Source organism: Ignavibacteriota bacterium (genome assembly GCA_016713565.1).
GTDB lineage: Bacteria > Bacteroidota > Ignavibacteria > Ignavibacteriales > Melioribacteraceae.
Genome location: JADJOX010000007.1, coordinates 646,770 through 667,500, shown reverse-complemented (window position 1 = coordinate 667,500; position 20,731 = coordinate 646,770). Strand labels below are relative to the sequence as shown.

The window sequence follows — 20,731 nt, the reverse complement described above, 5'->3', positions numbered from 1 at the left end:
GGTAAGTTCCGACCTGCACGAATGGTGTAACGATTTGGGCACTGTCTCAACCACGAGCTCGGTGAAATTGTGGTACCGGTGAAGACGCCGGTTACCCGCAGATGGACGGAAAGACCCCGTGAACCTTTACTGCACCCTAACATTGGGTTCGGATGGGTCATGTGTAGGATAGGTGGGAGACTTTGAAGCTGCAACGCTAGTTGTAGTGGAGTCAACGGTGAAATACCACCCTTGGTTTATTTGGATTCTAACTACAACCCTTGAATCAGGGTTTAGGACATTGTTAGGCGGGTAGTTTGACTGGGGCGGTCGCCTCCTAAATTGTAACGGAGGCTCTCAATGGTTCCCTCAGCACGGTTGGTAATCGTGCGACGAGTGTAAAGGCATAAGGGAGCTTAACTGCGAGACATACAGGTCGAGCAGATACGAAAGTAGGACTTAGTGATCCGGCGGTTGCGTATGGAAGTGCCGTCGCTCAAAGGATAAAAGGTACTCCGGGGATAACAGGCTGATTTTGCCCAAGAGTTCATATCGACGGCAAAGTTTGGCACCTCGATGTCGGCTCATCGCATCCTGGGGCTGAAGAAGGTCCCAAGGGTTTGGCTGTTCGCCAATTAAAGCGGTACGTGAGCTGGGTTCAGAACGTCGTGAGACAGTTCGGTCCCTATCCTCTGTGGGCGCAGGATACTTGAGAAGAGTCGCTTCTAGTACGAGAGGACCGAAGTGAACGAACCTCTAGTGCACCAATTGTCACGCCAGTGGCATAGTTGGGTAGCTATGTTCGGAAATGATAAGCGCTGAAAGCATCTAAGTGCGAAGCATACTTCAAGATAAGGTATCCCTTGCCATTTATGGCACTAAAGACTCCTTGGAGATGACAAGGTTGATAGGCTGCAAGTGTAAGTGCAGTAATGTATTTAGCTGAGCAGTACTAATAGGTCGTGAGACTTAACCATTAATTTTTTATTAAAAGAAAGTATATTCACAGATTTCTCATTCAATCTTTAATTTTTATAAAGTTTCTGGTGACTATAGCTAAGGGGAAACACCTCTTCCCATTCCGAACAGAGTAGTTAAGACCTTAAACGCCGATGGTACTGCATTTTTAAGTGTGGGAGAGTAGGAAGTCGCCAGTTTTATTTTGAAAACCTCAATTATCCGATTGGGGTTTTTTTATTTTACCTCTTTTGCTCCAAATTCAGTAATTATACTTTTAATCAATTGATTATTTTGACTTTCTAAATCATCAGATAAATTTTCAATTACATTTGCTGAATCTGAACTTTTCTTTTCTTCAAATTTGATGTGTAAATTATATGATAACATTGTGGATAATTTCTTTGAAATGTATTCACCGGAAGTTTCTAATATAGGAATATCTTCCTTATGATCCACTAATACATATATGGTGTTGTTAACTATTCGATCTGGGATTGTTGATTCTATTATAGATAAGGTAAACTTTTCTTTAATTATACTTTCCTGAAATGAATTCCACCTTTCTTTAATAACATCAATTTGAGGAATTGTTTTTTCGCTTAGTTCCTTATTTATTGCTGGCGAATTCGGTAAGTTTTTTTTTTCGTGTTTTTTTTCAGATTTAATTACTTTATTAACATTCTGTTCCAATGGATTTGAATATGTAACGATATTTTCATTTTCCAATGGTTTACTATTATCTAAAAAATCAGTTTTTTTTTTATCGCTTATATCATCGGATTCTAATTTGGTTATTAATTCGGATATTGTGGATGTTTGAATAAATCCAATTAAATGAGAAAGTGATATTTCAATTTTAAGTTTTTGATTCTGTGTGTTTTTAATTTCATATTGTAGCTTTGAAAGAAATGTTAAAATTCTTAAAAGGTCACCTTCGGTAAATTTATCAACATAGCTAAGATATCTAGTTTTTAAATTTTCCGAAGAATCAATTAAATTTGGGGATTTTGTAATAATAACCGTACTTATATTTCTGAAATGTTCAACTAAACCATTTGTAAAATCGATAAAGTTCCAGCCGTTTGAATAAATCTTCTCCGAAACCTCAAAAGCTGCTTTAAATGTTTTGCCGATAATTGCGTCGCTAATTTCAAAATAAATTTCGTCATCAATTAAGTTTAGCATTTGTTTTAGAAGATTTACTTCAACTTTATTTCCGCAAAATGAAACGACTTGATCAAAAATGCTTTCTGCATCTCTTAATGCACCGTCGGCTTTTTTTGCAATAAGTGTCAATGATTCATCATCTATAATAATATTTTCAAATTCGGAAATTTTCTTAAGCAACTTTTTAATTTCAATAAGTTCAATTCTTCTAAAATCAAATCTTTGGCAGCGTGAAATAATTGTCAATGGTACTTTATGAATATCTGTTGTAGCAAAAATAAATATTGTATGTTCAGGCGGTTCTTCTAAAGTTTTAAGAAGAGCATTAAACGATTCGGTTGTAAGCATATGCACTTCATCTATAATGTAAACCTTATAGTCCCCGGTTGTCGGCGCATATTTTACGGATTCTCTTAAAGTTCTTATTTCATCTATCCTTCGATTTGAGGCGCCATCAATTTCAATAATATCCAAAGACTGCGACTTAAGAAAATTTTCGCAAGCTTCGCATTTGTTGCATGGTTCACCGCCATTTGGATTTGTACAATTTAATCTTTTTGCTAAAATTCTTGCAGTAGTTGTTTTTCCAACACCTCTTGGACCCGCAAAAATATATGCGTGTCCAATCCTATTATTTTCAATTGCATTTTTAATAGTTTTAGTGATGTGCTGTTGTCCAACAACATCTTCAAATAACTGAGGTCGCCACTTTCTTGCTGTTACAACAAATGTCATAATATTTGATAAATTTTATTTGATGATAAATCTAATTTCTTTGAAATTAGTTCACAAATATTTTTTAAATAATATACATCAATTTCGTTAAATGCCGAAAATAATTTACTGTCTAAATCTAAAACTCCTATTATTTCATTTTTTATAATAATCGGTATAACAATTTCAGAATTAGTTTCAACGTCACAGGCAATATGTCCAGAAAATTCATGTACATTAGGTACAACAATAGTTTGCTTGTTTTCTGCAGATTTTCCACAAACACCGTTTCCTAATTTAATTTTAGTGCAAGCAACTTTTCCTTGAAATGGACCGAGATATAAAAAATTATCTTTAGAAAAATAAAATCCAACCCAACTAATCTTTTCAAAAGTCTGATTTAATGCGGCTGTTATATTTGAAAGATTTGTAATTAATGGATCATTTATGTTAATTAAATTTTCTATTTGAAGCAACAAAACTTTATATGTTTCTTCAACATTTAGATTTTTATCTATACTGATTTCAAGATTCATTATTTGGTTTTTCTAATTTTTCTCTTCTTAAATTGTTTTTCAAAAACATATGGTATTGCTTCTTTTATGTCATCAATAGGAATAATTCGCAATCCATCCTTTGCAGCACTTTTAATTTCTACCAAGTCAGATTCGTTGCCTTTTGGAATTAACACTGTAGAAATGCCATGCCTTTTTGCGGCGAGCAGTTTCTCATTTAATCCACCAATTGGTAAAACTTTGCCGCGTAATGTAATTTCGCCGGTCATTGCCACATCACCACTTGCCGGTTTTTTGCTAATTGCGGAATACATTGCAAGAGACATAGTTATTCCAGCTGAAGGTCCGTCTTTTGGAATTGCGCCTTCAGGTAAATGAATATGTATTTCTTTATCTTTGTGAAAATTAACGGGTAAACCTAATTCTTTAGCGTTGGATCTTAAATAGCTTAATGCGGCTTGGGCAGATTCCTTCATTACATCTCCGAGTTTACCGGTTAATGTTAATTTACCAGGACCGCTCATAATTGTTACTTCAACATTTAATATTTCTCCGCCAACACTTGTCCAAGCTAATCCGGTTACACTTCCAATTTTTGATTCGCGAAGATTTTTCTGCAGCCTGAATTTTGGAACTCCAAGATACTTTTCAATTTTTTCAGGAGTTATTTTAAATCCATTTAATATTTTGGCTTTAGTACTTTTTTTAGATTTGCTTAAAACTATTTCTTTAGCGGTTTTTCTCAATACTGAAGCGATTTCTCTTTCCAAATTTCTAACACCGGCTTCTCTTGTATATTCTAAAATAATTTTTTGCAGTGCCATTTCATCAAGTTCTACTTTTAATTTATTTAATCCATGCGCTTCCAGCTGTTTTGGGATAATATGCCTTTTTGCAATTTCAACTTTTTCATGTTCAAGATAACCGAGCAATTCAATTATTTCCATTCTATCCTGCAAAGGCAGTGGAATATTGTATCTTACATTGGCGGTTGTTATAAACATTACTTGAGAAAGATCATATTCAACATCCAAATAGTGATCTGAAAAATTATGATTTTGTTCAGGATCAAGAACTTCTAACATTGCAGAAGAAGGATCGCCTCGGAAATCCATGCTCATCTTATCAATTTCATCAAGTAATATTACAGGATTTATTGTTCCTGCTTTTTTCATAGATTGAATAATTTTACCAGGAAGAGCACCGATGTATGTTCTTCTGTGACCTCTAATTTCTGCTTCATCTCTTACACCGCCTAAACTGATTCTTACAAAATTTCTTCCAAGCGCTTTGGCAATTGATTTTCCAAGTGAAGTTTTACCAACACCGGGAGGACCAACAAAACATAATATCTGACCTTTCATTTCCTTGACTAAATTTAAAACTGCAATATGTTCAACAATGCGTTCCTTCGGTTTATCTAAGCCATAATGATCGTCATCTAAAATTTTTCTTACATTTTGAATATCGAGAATATCTTTAGTTTTTTTCTGCCATGGAACATCAGTGAGCCAATCCAAATAGTTTCTTATAACAGTGAATTCAGGTGAACTTGGCGGAGTCTTTCTTAATTTGTCAAATTCTTCTACAGCTTTGGCCTTTGCTTCTTTGGGCATTTTAGCTTTGTTAATTTTTTCTTTTATCTTCTTAAATTCTGGAGAAATTTCCTCTTCTTTTCCAAGCTCATCTTGCAATATTCTTATTTGTTCTTGAATAATGAATTTACGTTGAGTTTTGGTAATATTTTCTTGGACTTTTAATTCAATTTCCTTTTCTACTTTAAGAATATCAACTTCCGAGTTGAGTAATTTTATAACATCGTAAATTTGTTCTTTAAGAGAGAATTTTTTTAAGATAGATTGTTTAACTTGAATTGACTGGTTTATATTTGCGGCAACATAAAATAATTTTCTATCTGGCTCATCAATATTTTCATAAGCTGCTATTGCTTCTGCTGGTATGTTTCTATTATTTTTTACATAATCTTTAAAGTGCAGAGTTAATTGTCTGATCAATGCATTTAGTTCTTGAGCTTCAATTTCCTCGGATAAGATAATATCTATTTCCGCTTCAAAAAATTCTTTACGATCTGTAAATTTTTTTATTTTCCCTTGAACAATTCCATCAACTAGAATTTTCATTAAACCGTTTGGAAGTTTTAAAATCTGTATAATTTTTGCGATTGTTCCTTCCTCAAAAATATCTTCAGTTGAAGGATCTTCGAGATTGGCCCTTTTTTGAGCTGAAAGAAAAATAAACTTTGAATGTTCTAAAGAATAATTTGCGGCATTTATAGATTGTTCCCTTCCAACTAAAACCGGGAAAATCATATAAGGGAAAATTATATTGTCCCGTAATGGCAATACCGGTAAAAGTTTTGGAATTTCATTAAAAACAGATTGATCTTCAGTTGTAATTTTTTTTGTCATTGATATATTAAATAAATAATTTTAAAAATGTAATTGCACAAAATACCAAAATAATAAAGTGCATTCAAATAAATGAATTAGGAAAAATTTATGCTAGATAAGATCATCTCCGTTTCTAAAGAAGCCGGCGAAATAATAAAGAACGGATTTAAAAGCAATATTTCAATTGAATTTAAAACCGATGCTTCAAATATTGTGACAAATATAGATAAAGCTTCTGAAAAAGTTATTACAGATTTTATTAAAAAGGAATATCCAAATCATACAATTATTGCTGAAGAAACCGGGCTTAACGAGAAAAATTCAGAATATAAATGGATTATAGATCCGCTTGACGGTACCACAAATTTTGCGCATGGATTGCCTATATTTTCTATTTCAATTGGTGTTCAGAAAAATGAAGAAACTATTTATGGTGTTATATACGATGTGATGCAGGATAAAGTATTTTCCGCTGAAAAAGGTTCAGGAGCTTTTGAAAATAACGTTAAAATAAAAGTTAGTGAAAATTCAAATTTATCTGAAAGTTTATTAGTAACCGGGTTTCCTTATGAAGTTAAAAATAATTACGAAGAAGCCATAATTCATTTTACTACATTTTTAAAAAAATCGCGAGCTGTACGAAGATTGGGTTCAGCGGCTATTGACTTTTGCTTTGTTGCAAATGGTGTTTTTGACGGTTTCTGGGAATCAAAATTAAATTCGTGGGATGTTTGCGCGGGTTTAATTTTGGTTGAAGAAGCCGGTGGTAAAATATCAAATTACAGCGGAAACCCTGTAACAGTAAATTCACCAAATTTTTTGGCAACTAACGGCAAGGTTCATTCTCAAATGATAGAAGTTCTAAAAAGTAAATAATATTAATCGTTAATTAATTTAGCGATCCATAAAATTATTACAGCGCCTAAAGTGGCAACTAAAATACCGTGAATGTTAAAATCCGTAACTCCGTATCCGCCAAATTTTGAAACTACAAAACCGCCTACAAACGCTCCTACAATTCCTAAAATAATATTCCCAAAACAACCCTTTTTATTTTTTGGAGCAATAATTTTTGTAGAAAGCCATCCGGCGATTCCGCCTACTATAATCCAGCTTAATATACCCATTGTAATCCTTCGAAATTTTCTAAAGTATTGTAATATAATAAATTAGCAGTAAAAATATTTTGATTAATATAAATAATTTGTTTACTTTTACTAACTATGCAAAAATATATAATTGTCGCAATTGATGGTCCTGCCGCAAGTGGTAAAAGTACCGTTGCCAAAAAGCTTGCGGACAAACTCAAATTTTTATACGTCGATACCGGCGCAATGTATCGTGCAATTACGTATTTTGCCCAAGAAGAGAATATTGAAAATAATGAACAAGCAGTAATTGATGCAGTAAAAAAATTAAATTTAGAATTAAAATACAATAACGGCATAACAAGTGTCTTTATTGACGGTTTGGATATTACTGAAAAAATCAGAACACCGAAGGTTAATTCTAAAGTCAGCGACATTAGTAGAATAAAAGAAGTTAGAACAGAATTAGTGAAATTGCAGAGAAAATTCGGCGAAAATAATAATCTTATTGTTGAAGGCAGAGATACAACAACGGTTGTTTTTCCCAACGCCGATGTAAAAATTTATTTAACTGCCGACGCGAAAGAAAGAGCAAAACGCAGATTTATTGAATATAAAGATAAGGGAATTGACGTTTCGCAGGATGAAGTTGAAAAAAGTTTACTGAACAGAGACGCAATCGACAGTACTCGAGAGGTTAGTCCATTGACCAAAGCAGAAGATGCTTTTGAAATTGACACAACAAATTTAACTGTCGATCAAGAAATTGACAAAATTGTTGAAAAAATTAAAAATATAAAAAGCAAAATTTAACACCATCAAAAAAAACAAATGTTAAACTAAACAAAATTATATTTCAATTCTTCTGATGGTAATGAAACGAAATATAAGTAAAAGCAGTTGGAGATTAAATGTTAGAACAAAAAGAAGAAGTTAAAAAGAGCAAAAAGTCTGTACAGTCAATAAAATTCATGAATTCAGACGAATACTCTAATGAAGAACTTCAGACACTTGCCAGACTTTATGATCAGTCATTTCATGATTTAAAAGAAGGCGAAATAATTAAAGGTAAAATTGTTGGAATAACCGAAGATAATGTTGTTTTGGATGTCGGTTTTAAATCGGACGGAACAATTCCAAGAAGTGATTTTACAGCAACCGAAGAAATTAAAATCGGCAATGATGTTGACGTTGTTATTGAAAGTGTTGAAGACGAAGACGGAAATTTACAATTAAGTAAAAAACGAGCTGACTTCCTTAAAGTATGGGCAAAGATTATTGACGCTCATGAAAAAGAAACAATTCTTTCCGGAAAAATTCTTAAAAGAATTAAAGGCGGAATGGTTGTGGACATTATGGGAATTGAATCTTTCTTACCGGGTTCTCAAATTGATATAAGACCAGTAAGAGATTTTGATGCTTTTGTCGGTCAAACTATGGATTTCAAAATTGTAAAAATTAATAATCAAACTGAAAATGTTGTTGTATCTCATAAAGCGCTTATTGAAGAAACAATTTCTGATCAAAGAAAAGAAATTCTTGAAGGATTGGACAAAGGTCAAATTCTTGAAGGAACCGTTAAAGCAATTACAGATTTCGGTGTGTTCGTTGATCTTGGCGGTGTTGATGGTTTAATTCATATTACAGATTTAAGCTGGGGAAGAATTAATCATCCAAGTGAAATTGTTAAACTTGATGAAAAAATTAAAGTTGTTGTTACTGATTTTGACATGGAAAAGAGAAGAATTTCTCTAAGTTTAAAACAACTTCAACCGCATCCTTGGGAAAAAATTGATGAAAATTATAAAATCGGCGATAAAGTTTCCGGTCGTGTTGTTTCTCTTACAGATTACGGTGCATTCATCGAAATTGAAAAAGGTATTGAAGGATTAATCCATATTTCCGAAATGAGCTGGACACAACATATCAGCCATCCATCTCAACACGTTTCTATGGGTCAAAATATCGAAGCAGTTATTTTAAGCCTTGATAAATCTGAAAAGAAAATTTCTCTTGGAATGAAACAATTAACGCCTGATCCTTGGGAAGAATTATTGAAGAAATATCCCGTTGGATCAAAACACCTTGGAACCGCAAGAAATCTTACCAATTTTGGTGTATTCGTTGAATTGGAACCTGGCATTGACGGATTAGTTCACATTTCTGATCTATCATGGACTAAAAAAGTTCGTCATCCCGGAGAAATTGTTAAAAAAGGTGAGAAATTAGATGTAATTGTACTTAGCATCGATACGGAAGAAAGAAAAATATCATTAGGTCACAAGCAAGTTTCAGATAATCCTTGGGATAATTTTGAAAACGTTTATCATGTTGGAAAACTTGAAGACGTAAAAGTTGTTAGAATTATTGAAAAGGTGTTATCTCAGAACTATCTTTAGGAGTTGACGGATTTATTCCAACTTCACAGCTTTCTCCTTCAAAGATAAAAAATCTTTCTTTATCATTCCCTGTTGAAACAACTTTAAGCGCAAAAATAGTTGAATTCGATAAGGAAAATAAAAAAATTGTTCTTAGTGTAATTGCAGCAATGAAAGAAAAATCTGATGCTGAAATTTCAGAATATATTGCTAAGCACAAGTTGGAAAAAGTTTCTGTTGAAGATATAAAGAATGCTGATGCCGGTAAATTTGATTCATCAATTTTCCCGGGATTTGATGAACCTGATTCTCACAGTACTGAAAAAACTGAAGAAAAGAAGAGTGAAGCAAAAGCTGAAAAAGAAAATAAATAATTAGTTGTTTTGTAAGGCTGTAATATTTTCATTATTGAATTATTGCAGCCTTTTTTTATTAATATAATTTTGATCTTTTTAAGAGAATTATTCTTCACAATTGTTAATGATTATTGATGTTTCATCTTAAAAGTAAAAAGTTTATTGTTAGACAAAAAGCAAAGAGCAAAAAAATAATCAAGACCATAGAAAGTTTTAAGTAAATGAATAAAAAAGTTTCATTATATACGCTAGGCTGTAAATTGAATTTTTCAGAAACTTCAATTATTGGGAATGAATTTTTAAAGAATGGTTTCGAAAAAGTTGAGTTTGATAATTGTGCTGATGTCTATGTAATTAATACTTGTACTGTTACCGAAAATGCGGAAAAAGACTGCAGACAAATAGTTAGAAAAGCATTGAAAACTAATCCCAATGCTTACGTTATTATTACCGGATGTTATGCGCAGCTTAGAGCAGATGAAATTTCGAAAATTGAAGGTGTTGACGCGGTTTTAGGAAGTTCGGAAAAATTTAAAATATTTGATCTTATTAAGGAGTTTGAAAAGAAAGAAGTTTCATGCATTTATGTAAATTCGGAAATAAATGAATTTAATTCAGCGCATTCTTCAGATGGTGATGATAGAACAAGGGCATATTTTAAAATTCAAGACGGCTGTGATTATAAGTGTACATTTTGTACAATTCCTTTGGCAAGAGGTGGAAGCAGAAGTCTTGAAACTGATTTAGCGGTGAAACAATTTACTGAATTGGTACATCAAGGATATAAAGAAATTATTTTAACCGGAGTTAATGTAGGAGATTACGGAAAAAATATTAGCGAGAATTTTTATTCTCTTTTAAAAAGGTTAATAAATGTAGAAGGTGATTTTAGAATTAGGCTCAGCTCTATTGAACCAAATCTTCTTTCTGATGAAATAATTAATTTAACCGCTGAAAATTCTAAAATATGCAATCATTTTCATATTCCTCTTCAAAGCGGAAGTGATAAAATTCTTAAACTTATGCAGCGCAGATATAACACAAATTTTTATAAAGAGGTTATAGAAAAAATTGCGGATAAAATTCCCGATGTTGGAATAGGCATAGATGTAATTATTGGATTTCCGGGAGAAAGTGAAAATGAATTCTTGGAAACTTATAATTTCTTAAATCAATTACCCGCATCGTATCTTCACGTATTTACTTATTCAGAAAGACCAAATACCAAAGCAATTACAATGAATGATAAAGTTTCAATCGAAGATAAAAAAAGAAGAAGCAGTATGCTGAGAATTTTAAGTGAAAAAAAGAAAAATGTTTTTTACAGAAATATGATTGGTAAAAATTTAAAAGTTCTTTTTGAGGAAACAGAAAAAGAAAAATCAATATTTGGGTTTACGTCGAATTATGTGAGGGTAAAATATCCATTTGAAACTGACTTGGCAAATAAATTCAAATTTGTTAAAATTAAAGGTGTTGAAGATAATATTTGTTTAGTTGAAAATTTTATTAATCATTCTCAAGAAATTCTATTATGAAAAAATTATTTATTCTTATACTTGTTATATCTACTTGTTCAATTCACTATGCGCAAAAAGAACAGCTGTTAAGTCTCAAAAACAATTTATTGGTCAATTATGAAAGTGAAAGTAATTTATTAGTAAATTCAAATAATGAAAAGAAAAGTGCCGCGCTAGCAATTGTGTATTCGGTTTTATTGCCGGGCATGGGCGAGTTATATGCCGGAAATTATTCAACAGGGCAGTATTTTACAATTGCCGACGGAGTAATTTGGGGATTTTTTACGGGCTTTACAATTTATGGAAATAATAAGGAAAATGATTATAGATCATTTGCAAAATCTTATGGAAGCGTAAATGTTAATGGTAAAGACGGCGAATATTTTGCTAACATTAGTCTATATCAAAACATAGATGAATTTAATACGGAAAAAGAATTAAATAGAGAATTTGATAAAGTTTATAATACTGCAACGCATTATTGGGATTGGCAAAATTCATCTAACCGAAAGGAATATAGAGAATTATGGTCATCAAGTGAAACCGCTTTTAATAATGTTAGATTTGCCGTTGGCGCACTAATTTTAAATAGAATTATAAGTGCAATTTTTGCTGTTAGGGCAGTAAATAATTATAATAAACAACTGTCAAACGATATTTCATGGAAGGTAAATTTTGAGCTTCAAAATCAGCCTAATTTACCAAATAATTTTGTTATGAATTTTCAGCAAAGATTTTAATTTATACCAAAAATATTTTATAAAATACCAAAAGTAAAAACAATCGCTTTATCGTTGTAATCGTTAAATGTCATTATTAATTCAAGATTAACAAAAAGCTGAACATTGTAGGTATGTAATACTCTAATTCCGGTCTTAAAACCCAATTCGATTCCGTGAGCTTCAAGATCTTTTTGTATGTAATTTCCAAATTCATCAATAAATCCGAAATATTCATGCTGAACCCAATGAAAACCAAGCGATGTTCCTATGTATGGACAAACATCCGTGCGTGAAAATAAATAATTACCATAAATGTTCATAGCAAATCCATTCCTTGCGCCTGCCATCAATCCTACCGCATAATCTTCTATTTCATGATCAAAGTACGCATTTACCGTAAATGATTTATCGTCATTATCATAACCATCAAGCGGAAACAAATAGCCGAAATCAACGCCAAAATTATATCTTGATGATCTTCTCAAAGATTCTTCAGATTCTTTAGCAACAATATTTCCCACTTCAGCATTTTCTTGAAATGAATTTCTGTTAACAACGCTAATCGCGACTCTTTTCATAACTGTTTCAAGGTCGCCGACTCCAACTGCAGAAGCTTGTTCAACCAATATTTTTTTTGTCGATTTTACATCGATAAGATAATATTGCACAATTACCTTTTCTCCTAAAATATTCAATTTACAAAGAAGCGATTCATCTGCATCTAACGCCGCACCAATTTTAATTGCGCAATCTTCATCAAAACATTCATTTTCATTTGTTTGGTCAATCGTTTTTCTTTCAGAAATAATATCAACGTTAGAAAATTTGCTTAATTCTAATCTTAAAATTGATTCGGCAGTTTTTGTTGACTGATAATCTATGCCATTGGAAACAAATGGGAGTAATACAATTTTTCTTTGAGAAGGATTTTGTGCATGAACTGAAATAACTAAAATTAATACAGAGAATAAAACAAGATTTTTCATAACCAATTTCCATCAACTAACATGGTTAAAATACACTTTCTTTAAAAAAATATCAATTAAATAAATTTTAATAGTTTGATTATTGTTTAGTTTTTAAAACATGATCGTTGCCAATTACCATTTGTTCATTTGAGTGATTCTCAAGTTTAACGTTTCCAACTATTTTAATATTTTTTCCAAATGAATAATTACCGTTCACAATCAGCTTTTCGCAGTCAACAAGTGAAAGCGGATGCGGTATCTTATCATCTAATTCGTCTACATGCTTATAAAATTTTGGATCAAGTTTTACATAAAGCGGATTTAATTTTCTAATAGGATTTACAATTACTCTAAAATCTTCAGTTAAAATATAATTGTCTGATCTAACCGCAAGTAAATCATCTGTTGTTTTAACCGGCGCAAAACGGGTTCTGGGAACCACGACCGCGGACGCATTTTTAAAAACAGAAATTGCCGAACCCATTGCTGTTTCTAATTGAAATACACTTTGCGATTTTAAATTTCTTGGATCAACGGTTTTTTTGTTAACTATCATTGGAAGACCCAGAATATTATTGTTGTCTTCCAAAATATTTTTTAATGATTTTAAATTAATCCAAATATTATTTGTGTTAAAAAATTTATGCTTATCAATATTTTGAAATTCGCTTTCATCTTCAACATGACATTGAGCGGCTTCACGTAAAATTAATTGACCGTTGCTATGTTTTGCCAAATGTCCGCCTTTCTTATCAGCTTCGGTACGGTTGGTAACTTCCATCAAGAACGGGAAATTATTTTTTGCAAAAAATCCCAAAATTGAGAAATCCATTACTGCGCCAAGATTATCCGAATTAGAAATGAATGCATACTCAAAATTATTTGATAGTAATTTTTCCAGCATTCCGCTTGTTACAAGAGCGGTATAAATTTCTCCGTGTCCGGGCGGGCACCACTCATGGTTTTTGTTATTATGAAATTCAATTGGTTCAAAATTATCGGAATTTATTTTTGGAATTTTGTGCTGAAGAAAATCAAATGGAATGGTTTGTTTTAGTTCCTTATAATTGTTTAATATTTCCAATGACTTTTTTTGTGTATTAAAACTATTCATCAAAACTATTGGAATTTCGGAACTAATTGCTTGACGTACAATTATATCTAAAAATGTAAGGCTATCTTTAACTTTTAAAAGAGATTTTGCTTCACTCAATCCCATGCTAGTACCTAAACCGCCGTTCAATTTTATCATTACGGAATTCTTCAAAACTTTTTTGCCGAACTCCTTAAAATCATTTGATAATTTTTCTGAGTTTTGCAATTCGCTAATTGGTTGAATTTCGGATTCGGGAAGCAGACCGGTTTTCCCGCTCAATAATTGAGCATAATAATATTCAAAAGTATCTATTACTATTTGGGGAAGGTTTTCACCCGCCATTTTTTCTTTAAACTTTGGAAAAGCATTTTGTAACAAAATTTACTCCAAATTATTCTGAAAATATTTTTTACGTTTTTCCTTCTTTTGCGAATTATATTTTTTACTTTCAATCCTTTTTTGTTCCACAGCTTTTGAAGGTTTTGTCTTTATTCGTTTTTTTTCTTGAACTGCCGCGGATTTTATTAATTTTATCAATCTTTCAATTGCATCCGACTTATTTTTTTCTTGGGTTCTAAATCTCTTCGCTTCAATAATTAAAATTCCCTTTGAAGAAATTTTTTTTCCGCCGATTTTAATAAGTTTTAACTTTACATCTTCCGGTAAATCATCGGAAGAATTCAAATCAAATTTTAACTGAACAGCAGTAGAAACTTTATTTACATTTTGTCCGCCAGGGCCGGAAGATCTAATGAACGAAAACATTAAATCATTCTCATTAATTTCAATATTTTGTGTAATCTTCAACATATTTGACAATTTCTTCCTTCTAAGAGAAATTAAACAGTAAAAATTTTTGACTTTATATAAAAAATAAGATTTATAAAATTAATCAAAATAATTTTTCAGTTTATTCAATATTTCAAATTTTCTAATATATGTATATAAAATATCAGTTAATTGCATTTCAAACCACCTTTAATTACTTTTAATATTCTGAAAAAATGGAGTAAAAAGAATGTTAACAAGTTTAATTAGAAAAGTTTTTGGCGATAAAAATACTAAGGCTATGAAAGAATTATGGCCTATTGTTGATGAAATTAAATTAGAATACGAAAAAATAAAAAATTTAACTGAAGATGAGCTTAAGCAAAAAACGGTTGAACTTAAAGCAAAAATTGAAAAAGAGACTGAAGACTTAAGAACTAAAATTTCGGAATTAAATGAGGCTTTAAAATCAAATACATTTGAAGGTGATATTGAAAATACACATGGTGAACTTGAATCATTAAATGAAGATCTTGATAATAAATATGAAGAAGTATTAGAAGAAATTTTACCACAAGCATATGCGGTTGTAAAAGCTACTTGTGAAAAATTTATAGGAAAATCATGGGATGCTGCCGGTTCAAAAATTACCTGGAACATGGTCCCTTATGATGTTCAATTATTGGGCGGTGTTGTTTTGCATAAAGGAAAAATCGCGGAAATGGCAACGGGTGAAGGTAAAACTCTTGTTGCAACACTTCCGATTTATCTTAACGCACTCACCGGCAAAGGCGTTCATATTGTAACAGTGAATGATTATTTGGCTAAACGTGACAGCGAATGGATGGGTGAAATATTTAAATTCCATGGTTTAACTGTCGGCTGTATTTTAAACACAATGGATAATGATACCAGAAAAAAAATATATCAGTGCGATATAACATACGGAACAAATAATGAGTTTGGATTTGATTATCTCCGAGATAATATGGCAATTGCCAAAGAACATCTTGTACAAAGAGGACATAACTTTGCAATTGTAGATGAAGTTGACTCGGTTCTTATAGATGAAGCAAGGACTCCTTTAATTATTTCTGGACCAGTTGGAAGTTCTGAACATAAATTTGATGAAATGAAGCCAAAAGTTGAAAGGCTATTTAGAAAACAATCAAGTTTAGTAGCCTCAATTGTTCAAGAAGCCGAAGATTTAATTTCAAACGGCGGTGATAGAGAGCAAGCTGGCATTAATTTACTTCGTGCGCATAGAGGATTTCCCAAAAATAAAAAATTGGCAAAACTTTTCAGTGAACCCGATAATAAAAAATTAATGACTGCGACTGAATTGGAATTCCTAAAAGAAAAAGAAAAACGTATGCCCGAAATCGATGAAGAATTATATTTCGCGATTGATGAAAAAAATAATTCAATAAATTTGACTGAAAAAGGAAGAGAAGAATTGGCTTCAGGTTCAAGCGAAGGAAAAGAATTTTTCGTACTTCCAGATCTTGGAACTGAAATAAGTAAAATTGATGATGACGATACTTTGAGTAATGATCAAAAATTAAAGAAAAAGATGAACTCTATCATATATACAGTGAAAGAATGGATAGAATTCATACAATAAATCAATTACTGAAAGCATACAGCTTATTTGAAAAAGATGATGAATATGTAATTACTGAAGATGGAAAAATTGCGATTGTTGATGAGTTTACTGGTCGTGTATTGCCCGGCAGAAGATATTCAGATGGTTTGCACCAGGCAATAGAAGCAAAGGAAAATGTAAAAGTTGAACGTGATACTCAAACGATGGCAACTATTACGCTTCAAAATTATTTTAGATTGTATAAAAAATTGGCTGGAATGACAGGTACAGCTGAAACAGAAGAATCTGAGTTTATGGAAATATATAAATTGGAAGTTGTTGTAGTTCCAACAAATAAACCTGTAATAAGAGATGATCAAGATGATTTGATATATAGAACAAAAAGAGAAAAACTTAATGCAGTTTTAGAAAAAATTAAAGAGCTAAAGGATGAAAAAAGACCTGTTCTAGTTGGAACAACAAGCGTTGAACTTTCCGAAACAATCAGCAGAATGTTAAAAAGACAAGGTATTGCTCATAATGTTTTAAATGCCAAACAACATAAAAGTGAAGCCGAAATTGTTGCGTTTGCCGGTCAGCCAGGAGCTGTAACAATCGCTACAAACATGGCTGGTCGTGGTACCGATATAAAACTTGGGGAAGGAATAATTGATAAAGGCGGACTTTTTATTTTAGGAACCGAACGACATGAATCGAGAAGAATCGACAGACAGTTGCGAGGAAGATCTGGTCGACAAGGAGATCCCGGAACCACTAAATTCTTTATTTCGCTAGAAGATGATTTAATGAGATTGTTCAGCAGTGATCGTGTTACAAATATTATGAGTCGAATAGGTTTTGAAGAAGGTGAAGCATTAACTCATCCAATGATCACAAAATCTGTAGAAAGAGCTCAGAAAAAAGTTGAGGAAAATAACTTTGCTATAAGAAAAAGACTTCTTGAATATGATAACGTTATGAATCAGCAAAGGACGGTGATTTATTCTAGGAGACAAAGAGCGCTTGAAGGAGAAAGATTAAAAACAGAAATTTTTGAATACTTGAGCGAATATATTGACGAATTAGTTGAAAAATACTTCGAAGATATCAATATTGATGCAATAAAAACTGAATTATTACAGCATTTGCTAATTGATGTCAAATTAGAACCGGAAGAATTTGAAATTAAAGGTAAGGATGGAGTTTCCGAACTAATATCCTATGCAGCAAAAGAATTTTATGCAAGAAAAGAAGAAATGTTGGGTTCTGATTTAATGGCAAGATTGGAACGTTATGCAGTTTTAAGTGTAATAGATGATAAATGGAAAGAGCATCTTCGTGAAATGGATGATTTAAAAGAAGGTATTGGTTTGCGAGCCTACGGACAGAAGGACCCGTTGGTTGAATATAAAGCTGAAGCTTATCATTTGTTTGTCAGTCTCATTTCAGAAATTAGAAATGAAGTCTTATCATTCTGCTTTAAATTTTTCCCGCAGCAACCGGATGAAGTTCAAGCAAGAAGAGTAAAACAATTAAGGATGCAAACGGTTAAAGATAGTGTTGAAAATTTAGGCATGCAGAATTCGGATACAGCAAAAGAAAGCAGGAACAGAGGAAAACAACAACCTATTAAAGTTGAGCAAAAAGTCGGCAGAAATGATCCTTGTCCATGCGGAAGTGGAAAGAAATTCAAAAATTGTCATGGTATTGAAAAATGAAAAAAGTTGAAGCTATAATTCGATCGCATTTATTAGAAAATGTAAAAGACGCTTTGTTTGAATTAGGAATAGGCGGATTAACAATATCCGAGATTAGAGGTTATGGTAGGCAAAAAGGTCATAAAGAAATATATCGAGGGAATGAATATCAAATAGAATTTGTTCCGAAGTTAAAATTAGAAATTGTTGTTGATGACAACATATTTGAAAAAGTTATTGATGTAATAATTGAAAAAGCCAAAACCGGAAAAATTGGCGATGGTAAAATATTTATTTCCGAAGTTGAAGATGTAATAAGAATTAGAACGGGAGAAAGCGGTCCAGAAGCTCTTTAATCTAAAATGAATATAAATTATAAAAATATTGTAATAATAATTTTTCTTTTTATCGTTAGCGGCTGCGGATATTGGAGTAATTTTAAAACCTATTTTAACACTTATTATAATGCTCTGGAAATTTTTACTGAAGCCGAATCAGAAGTTAAAGACCTAAGAAAAGATTTATTCGGCTTTGAGGAATTAAAAATTACTAGCAATACGAGCAAAAAATTTGATAATGTAATTAAAAAAACTTCAGCAATAATGCAGTACAATAAAGATTCAGATTATTTTGAAGACGCTTTGCTTATGACAGGAAAGTCATTTTATTATCAGCAAAATTATTCAAGAGCATTAAGAAAATTTGCTGAATTGGAATTAATTCCAGACAGTAAATTATCCCTTGAAAACAAACTTTGGATTGGCAAATCACATCTTCAACTTAGAGAAACAGAAAAAGCATTAGAAGAACTTGATAATGTAAAAAAAATTGCACTTGAAGAAAATGAACAGGAAATTATTGAAGAAGCTTATAAGGCAAAGATTGGATATTTTTTATATGATAAAGATTACCAAAGTTCAACGGAAGAAATTAAAAAATTTTTAGAAACCGATATTTCTGATGAACTGAGAGCTGAAGTTTTATATGAACTTGGCGCGCTGTATGTTAAGCTAGAAGATTATAAAGAAGCCGAAAAAGCACTAGCATTTGTTCAAGATTATTCTCCAACTCCTGAAACTGAATTTAAAAGCAGATTTGAATTAGCTAAAATTCAAAAAAAATTCGGAAATTTAGAAAACAGTCTGGAACTGCTTGACGAATTACGAGACGAAGGAAAGTTTGCCGATAACCTTGATAAAATAAATTTGGAAATCGGTAAGATAAATTATGAAAAAGGAAATATAGAATTAGCGTTAGACAGTTTTACCGATGTTGATACTACATTTACAAAAACTGAAGCCGGTGGAATTGCCGGATTCTATCGAGCAGAAATTATTGAAAAATACATTCATGATTATGACAGTTCCTTGGTACTTTACAAAAAAACAATAAGTTCGCCTGCCTCCGTTGAATATAAGGATAAGGCTAAAAGTAAAGCCGTTCTTTTAGATAAATATATAAACTTAAGGAAAGAATTAGCAAGATTAGATAGAGATTTTCAATATTTAACAAATGAAGAAAGATTTATTAAAGATTCACTTGATTATGTGCAGCAGGTAAAATTAGACTCCGCAAAAACGGCTTCAGGATCAAATCAAAATGTAAGAGGCGGAACAAGGAATACAAAGACAACAATAACTTCAAAATTAATTAAACCGGCACGACCAAAAATTAGTGTTGATTCAATTCACGCATTAAATAGCAAACAGTATTTTGAACTTGCCAATCTTTTTTTCACTGAACTGAATTACCCTGATTCGGCTTATATATATTATAATTTGTCTTTAAATGAAAAGGAAGAAAATCCAAATCAAGCACAAACATATTATGCGATTGGAAGTTATTATCTTACAATAAATGAAAAAGCTAAAGCTGACAGCATGTTCAATTTGGTTTTCGAAAAATTCCCTTTTAACAGATTAAGAAACGAAGCCGCAAAGCATTTAGGTAAACCTCTGTATGATTTTGACAAAGATCCGGTTGAAGAAGAATATACCGCAGCCGAAGAAATGTTTAACAATTCTGATTATAAAAATGCATTAAAGAATTTGTTTAAAATTTATCGAAAACACCCAAATTCAATCTTCGCTTCCAAATCTCTTTACACAATCGGGTTTATTTTGGAAAATAAACTGAATTTACCAGATTCCGCTGCTTCAATTTATGATACTTTAAATACCAAATATAAAACAACAGAATATGCTAAATCTATTCAAATTAAATTGAATGGTTATAAAGATTCAAAGGTTGATAAAAAAGATCACACTGAAAAAAAAGCTGCTGTAAAAGACTCAATAAAAACGCAACAAGTAGACATTAAATCTGACGATGGACGTATTATTGAAAATGAAATAGTATCTGATAACGTAGAGTCAGACAAAGAGGAAACAGACAATGTAGAGGTAATAGAGGAAAAAAATGATTTAAAAAATAATGAGGCAGTAAATTCGAATGAAAATAAAATAAATGATAAAGAAATAAATGATAATGAAGTTACAGAAGTAGTTAATGAAAAAGTCGATTCAATTACTACGAATTCGTTTGATATCTCAAATATTCCAGTTATAAGCAGAGATATTTACAAGAATGATAAGCTATATTATGTGCAAATTTCTTCGTGGCAAAGCGAAAAAATCGCCAAATCCGAGGTAGATAAATTAAAAGAGCAGAATCATAACGCTTTTTTCGTCAAAACTTTTGTTGACAATTTAAGCAAAATATATTTTAGGGTACTTATTGGTCCATTCAATTCTTTTATGGAAGCAAAAAAAGTACGAATGAAATTCAACAAATATTAATCCTCAGTT

13 protein-coding genes, 2 rRNA genes and 2 pseudogenes (1 of these 17 running past the window's edge) are annotated in these 20,731 nt (G+C 31.7%); 10 read left to right on the top strand and 7 right to left on the bottom strand.

Annotated features, from left to right (window positions below):
* A 23S ribosomal RNA gene (locus IPK06_10205) occupies nt 1-956 on the top strand; it begins 2,047 nt to the left of the window's first position.
* Nucleotides 957-1,021: 65 nt separating this feature from the next.
* Nucleotides 1,022-1,136, top strand: a 5S ribosomal RNA gene (gene rrf / locus IPK06_10200).
* Between the two features lie 37 nt (nt 1,137-1,173).
* On the opposite strand, the gene dnaX is transcribed toward rrf, so the two are convergent.
* From dnaX to lon, 3 genes are read right to left on the bottom strand one after another with little or no spacing between them, the layout of a single operon-like run.
* A complete protein-coding gene (gene dnaX, locus IPK06_10195) occupies nt 1,174-2,844 on the bottom strand; it encodes a DNA polymerase III subunit gamma/tau (protein MBK7980345.1) in 1,671 nt (556 codons plus the stop codon).
* Nucleotides 2,838-3,356: a GAF domain-containing protein gene (locus IPK06_10190; protein MBK7980344.1), complete on the bottom strand. Its 519-nt coding sequence runs from the start codon at nt 3,354-3,356 to the stop codon at nt 2,838-2,840. The genes dnaX and IPK06_10190 overlap by 7 nt, the downstream gene beginning before the upstream one ends.
* A complete protein-coding gene (lon, locus tag IPK06_10185) occupies nt 3,356-5,764 on the bottom strand; it encodes an endopeptidase La (GenBank protein ID MBK7980343.1) in 2,409 nt (802 codons plus the stop codon). The genes IPK06_10190 and lon overlap by 1 nt, the downstream gene beginning before the upstream one ends.
* Nucleotides 5,765-5,854: 90 nt before the next feature.
* Here lon and IPK06_10180 point away from each other — a divergent pair, with 90 nt between their 5' ends.
* Complete coding sequence (locus IPK06_10180; protein MBK7980342.1) at nt 5,855-6,622, top strand: inositol monophosphatase; 768 nt, start codon at nt 5,855-5,857, stop codon at nt 6,620-6,622.
* Nucleotides 6,623-6,624: 2 nt separating this feature from the next.
* Here IPK06_10180 and IPK06_10175 read toward each other — a convergent pair whose 3' ends face one another.
* Complete coding sequence (locus IPK06_10175; GenBank protein MBK7980341.1) at nt 6,625-6,873, bottom strand: GlsB/YeaQ/YmgE family stress response membrane protein; 249 nt, start codon at nt 6,871-6,873, stop codon at nt 6,625-6,627.
* A gap of 96 nt (nt 6,874-6,969) precedes the next feature.
* On the opposite strand from IPK06_10175, the gene IPK06_10170 reads away from it, so the two are divergent.
* The 4 genes and pseudogenes from IPK06_10170 to IPK06_10155 all read left to right on the top strand — a co-directional run bounded on the left by IPK06_10170 (nt 6,970) and on the right by IPK06_10155 (nt 11,828).
* Complete coding sequence (locus IPK06_10170; protein MBK7980340.1) at nt 6,970-7,647, top strand: (d)CMP kinase; 678 nt, start codon at nt 6,970-6,972, stop codon at nt 7,645-7,647.
* Between the two features lie 98 nt (nt 7,648-7,745).
* A pseudogene (gene rpsA / locus IPK06_10165) lies at nt 7,746-9,586 on the top strand (30S ribosomal protein S1).
* A gap of 203 nt (nt 9,587-9,789) precedes the next feature.
* Nucleotides 9,790-11,106 carry a tRNA (N(6)-L-threonylcarbamoyladenosine(37)-C(2))-methylthiotransferase MtaB gene (mtaB, locus tag IPK06_10160; protein MBK7980339.1) on the top strand — a complete coding sequence of 439 codons (1,317 nt, stop codon included), beginning with the start codon at nt 9,790-9,792 and terminating at the stop codon, nt 11,104-11,106.
* The gene (locus IPK06_10155; protein ID MBK7980338.1) at nt 11,103-11,828 is read left to right on the top strand and encodes a hypothetical protein; all 726 of its coding nucleotides are present in this window, start codon (nt 11,103-11,105) and stop codon (nt 11,826-11,828) included. Before mtaB ends, IPK06_10155 begins: the two co-directional genes overlap by 4 nt.
* 17 nt (nt 11,829-11,845) lie before the next feature.
* On the opposite strand, the gene IPK06_10150 is transcribed toward IPK06_10155, so the two are convergent.
* From IPK06_10150 to arfB, 3 genes are all read right to left on the bottom strand, one after another.
* On the bottom strand, nt 11,846-12,796 hold the full coding sequence (locus tag IPK06_10150) for a hypothetical protein (protein ID MBK7980337.1): 951 nt from the start codon (nt 12,794-12,796) through the stop codon (nt 11,846-11,848).
* Between the two features lie 79 nt (nt 12,797-12,875).
* Nucleotides 12,876-14,252: a UTP--glucose-1-phosphate uridylyltransferase gene (locus tag IPK06_10145; protein MBK7980336.1), complete on the bottom strand. Its 1,377-nt coding sequence runs from the start codon at nt 14,250-14,252 to the stop codon at nt 12,876-12,878.
* Between the two features lie 3 nt (nt 14,253-14,255).
* Complete coding sequence (gene arfB, locus IPK06_10140; GenBank protein MBK7980335.1) at nt 14,256-14,684, bottom strand: aminoacyl-tRNA hydrolase; 429 nt, start codon at nt 14,682-14,684, stop codon at nt 14,256-14,258.
* Between the two features lie 208 nt (nt 14,685-14,892).
* On the opposite strand from arfB, the pseudogene secA reads away from it, so the two are divergent.
* The 3 genes and pseudogenes from secA (at nt 14,893) to IPK06_10125 (ending at nt 20,722) form a co-directional block, all read left to right on the top strand.
* Nucleotides 14,893-17,945, top strand: a pseudogene (secA, locus tag IPK06_10135) (preprotein translocase subunit SecA).
* Nucleotides 17,942-18,280 (top strand): P-II family nitrogen regulator, encoded by a 339-nt coding sequence (locus IPK06_10130; protein ID MBK7980334.1) that lies wholly within the window; start codon nt 17,942-17,944, stop codon nt 18,278-18,280. Before secA ends, IPK06_10130 begins: the two are co-directional and overlap by 4 nt.
* A gap of 6 nt (nt 18,281-18,286) precedes the next feature.
* Nucleotides 18,287-20,722, top strand: a complete 2,436-nt coding sequence (locus tag IPK06_10125; protein MBK7980333.1) for an SPOR domain-containing protein — start codon at nt 18,287-18,289, stop codon at nt 20,720-20,722.
* Nucleotides 20,723-20,731 lie beyond the last annotated feature (9 nt).

Coding starts and splice junctions, on each gene's coding strand:
- IPK06_10190 (MBK7980344.1), bottom strand. CDS start 3,356: ATGAATCTTGAAATCAGTATAGATAAAAATCTAAATGTTGAAGAAACA.
- lon (MBK7980343.1), bottom strand. CDS start 5,764: ATGACAAAAAAAATTACAACTGAAGATCAATCTGTTTTTAATGAAATT.
- IPK06_10180 (MBK7980342.1), top strand. CDS start 5,855: ATGCTAGATAAGATCATCTCCGTTTCTAAAGAAGCCGGCGAAATAATA.
- IPK06_10175 (MBK7980341.1), bottom strand. CDS start 6,873: ATGGGTATATTAAGCTGGATTATAGTAGGCGGAATCGCCGGATGGCTT.
- IPK06_10170 (MBK7980340.1), top strand. CDS start 6,970: ATGCAAAAATATATAATTGTCGCAATTGATGGTCCTGCCGCAAGTGGT.
- mtaB (MBK7980339.1), top strand. CDS start 9,790: ATGAATAAAAAAGTTTCATTATATACGCTAGGCTGTAAATTGAATTTT.
- IPK06_10155 (MBK7980338.1), top strand. CDS start 11,103: ATGAAAAAATTATTTATTCTTATACTTGTTATATCTACTTGTTCAATT.
- IPK06_10150 (MBK7980337.1), bottom strand. CDS start 12,796: ATGAAAAATCTTGTTTTATTCTCTGTATTAATTTTAGTTATTTCAGTT.
- arfB (MBK7980335.1), bottom strand. CDS start 14,684: ATGTTGAAGATTACACAAAATATTGAAATTAATGAGAATGATTTAATG.
- IPK06_10130 (MBK7980334.1), top strand. CDS start 17,942: ATGAAAAAAGTTGAAGCTATAATTCGATCGCATTTATTAGAAAATGTA.
- IPK06_10125 (MBK7980333.1), top strand. CDS start 18,287: ATGAATATAAATTATAAAAATATTGTAATAATAATTTTTCTTTTTATC.